Genomic DNA, 2,894 nt, shown 5'->3' on the forward strand with positions numbered 1-2,894 from the left:
AAGTCGTAACACTGCTTGTGAGGGAGTGAAACGACTGAAGAAGCAGATGTACGTCTCATGTCAGGCTTGCCCAAGAAGCTGAGAGAAGCGAAGGCTGATTGGCAGCAAGCTACGACTGAGGCAGTCTTTTGATGACATATTATGGTTTAGAGGATAAATAATAGGGATGAACCACAACATATAGTGGTTTGAAGATGGAAAAGGGGTCAAAAAACAGTGAAAAATACTGTTTTTTGACCCTTTAAAATAGGGCATTTGACAGATGACATTGGATAACTTGGGCGATGACAGAAGAAAATTGGAAAAAATAGAGTTTAAAATATGATGTTATTGGTTGATAGATTAGCCGATGAATTATATAATATAATGTACATATGTTAAAAATGTGTGACATTTGGGGGGAGCGTATTGAGTAGCATATCACAGGAGGAACAAGCTATAAATAAAGACTCTGTTTCACTTAATTCTTATGAAGAAATGGCTGAATATTATTTTAAGTATGTAGATATAAAACCATTCAATGCATACTATGAAAGACCTGCAACTATATCATTACTTCCACAAGTAAGAGGCAAGAAAGTTTTAGATGCAGGTTGTGCGGCGGGGTGGTATACTAAATGGCTATTAGAGGAGGGTGCAAGTGTAATAGCACTAGATTTTAGTCCAAATATGATAGAAATGACTAAAAAAAGAGTCGGAAATAAGGCTAAAGTTATAAAAGCTGATCTAAATGAGCCATTGCATTTTATTGAAGATAAATCTATAGATGTTATTTTATCATCATTGACACTTCACTATATTAAAAGCTGGAATTTAGTAATGAGTGAATTTAATAGGATATTAAAAAGAGATGGACAACTTATTATCTCTATCCATCATCCTTTTATGGATTTTACAGTATTTAATAAAGAGAATTACTTTTTAACTGAATTATTAGATGATGAATGGAACACTAATAATGGAAAGGTAAAAGTACAATTTTATAGAAGACCTTTAAGTGCCATTATCACTCCCATTATTGATGCAGGATTTACAATAGAAAGATTATTAGAACCCATGCCGATAGAAGAATTCAAAATCGCACATCCTAATACATATGATAGATTAACTAAGAACCCTCAGTTTTTATTTATAAGAGCAAAGAAACATTAAATCAAGATAGATTGATGCATAGTTTTATATTTTGTTCATCTATTATAAATAGTGTGATACAATTGCTTCCAATACTTTATTAGGAGGAGAGGATATGAAATTTTCAGTTTATAACACTTTAACAGGAATAAAGGAAGAGGTAATACCTATAGAGAAAGGCAAGATAAAATTGTATACATGTGGACCAACAGTATACAATTATGCTCATATAGGCAACCTTAGAACCTATATTTTTGAAGATGTCCTTAAAAAATCAATGGAGTACATGGGCTTAGAGGTCAAGCATGTTATGAATATAACAGATGTAGGACATTTAGAATCTGATTCAGATACAGGAGAAGATAAAATGGCTTTGGGAGCCATCAGAGAAAAGAAAACTGTATGGGAAATTGCAAAATTTTATGAAGATGCTTTTTTAAATGACTGTCAACTTCTTAATATAACAGCGCCTACAATAATATGCCGAGCTACAGAGCATATCGAGGATATGATTAACTTTATTCAAGTACTGGAAGATAAGGGTTTTACTTATATAGCCAATGGTAATGTATACTTTTCAATAGAAAAATACCCGAACTACGCTAAGCTTGCCAATCTAAGTCTAGAGGAGCTTGAGGCAGGAAGTAGGGTTGATGTAGACCCATTCAAGAAAAATCCCCTAGATTTTGTATTGTGGTTTACAAACTCCAAGTTTTCCAATCAAATAATGCAGTGGGAATCACCTTGGGGAACAGGTTTCCCGGGTTGGCATATTGAGTGTTCTGCCATGTCAATGAAATATTTAGGAGATAGAATAGATATACACTGTGGGGGAGTAGATCATATTTCTGTGCATCATACGAATGAGATTGCTCAATCAGAAAGTGCTAGAGGCCATAAATGGGTTAACTATTGGATGCATGGGGAGTTTCTAGTATTTGATAATGGGAAAATGTCAAAATCAAGCGGAGATTTTCTAACTCTTTCAAGGCTTATTGAAGAAGGCTACAGTCCCTTAGACTATAGACATTTCTGTCTTCAGTCAAGGTATAGGAAACAACTTGTATTTAGCTTTGAAAGTTTGACAGAATCTCAGAAAGCTTTTAAAAAGCTAAGGAGTAGAATTAACAATATTGTTGAGGGTAAAACCAATGGCGAAGTAGTAGATAAGGGTAAAATAAAAGAATATCAGGATAAATTTGCAACCCAAATAGGTAATGATTTGAATATAGCAAATGCCTTTACAGTGTTGGCCGAAGTTATAAAGGATAATATTTTAAATAACACTGAAAAGGTTTACTTGATAGAGGATTTCGATAAAGTATTTTCACTAAATCTCACTATAGATGAAGAGATAACAAATAGTGACAATGTTGATGAAGAATATATTCAGATGCTTATTTTGGAGAGAAATAAGGCAAGAAATGAAAAGAACTGGGTTAGGGCAGATGAAATAAGAAATATTCTTCTAGAGAGTAATATAGAATTAGTAGACTCAATGGATGGAACTATATGGAAGGTTATATAAAACTGGTTTACCTTTAGTGAAAATAGAGGAGATACGGTTAAAGTCTGCTCTATTTTTTTATTATGATAATTAAGGCTTAAATATAAAGATTAATAATTTCCCGCTAGAAAATTTGACGGAGCTAGGTACTTAAGTTAATAACTCTTGTTGTGCAAAAATAAAAGTGTAATTGGTAATATTACCAAAAATTAAATATGGCATAATCTCCATTCCTATGATATTTGTTAATTATCCC

Annotated in this window: 2 protein-coding genes; both read left to right on the forward strand. The window is 32.9% G+C overall.

Annotated features, from left to right (window positions below):
* The first annotated feature begins 408 nt into the window (after positions 1–408).
* On the forward strand, positions 409–1,152 hold the full coding sequence (locus C3E90_RS01310) for a class I SAM-dependent methyltransferase (protein ID WP_236913746.1): 744 nt from the start codon (positions 409–411) through the stop codon (positions 1,150–1,152).
* Between the two features lie 94 nt (positions 1,153–1,246).
* On the forward strand, positions 1,247–2,659 hold the full coding sequence (gene cysS / locus C3E90_RS01315) for a cysteine--tRNA ligase (protein WP_236913747.1): 1,413 nt from the start codon (positions 1,247–1,249) through the stop codon (positions 2,657–2,659).
* Positions 2,660–2,894: the final 235 nt, after the last annotated feature.

Origin of the sequence: Clostridium sp. Cult2, from assembly GCF_021655075.1 — a bacterium.
GTDB lineage: Bacteria > Bacillota > Clostridia > Tissierellales > Tepidimicrobiaceae > Schnuerera.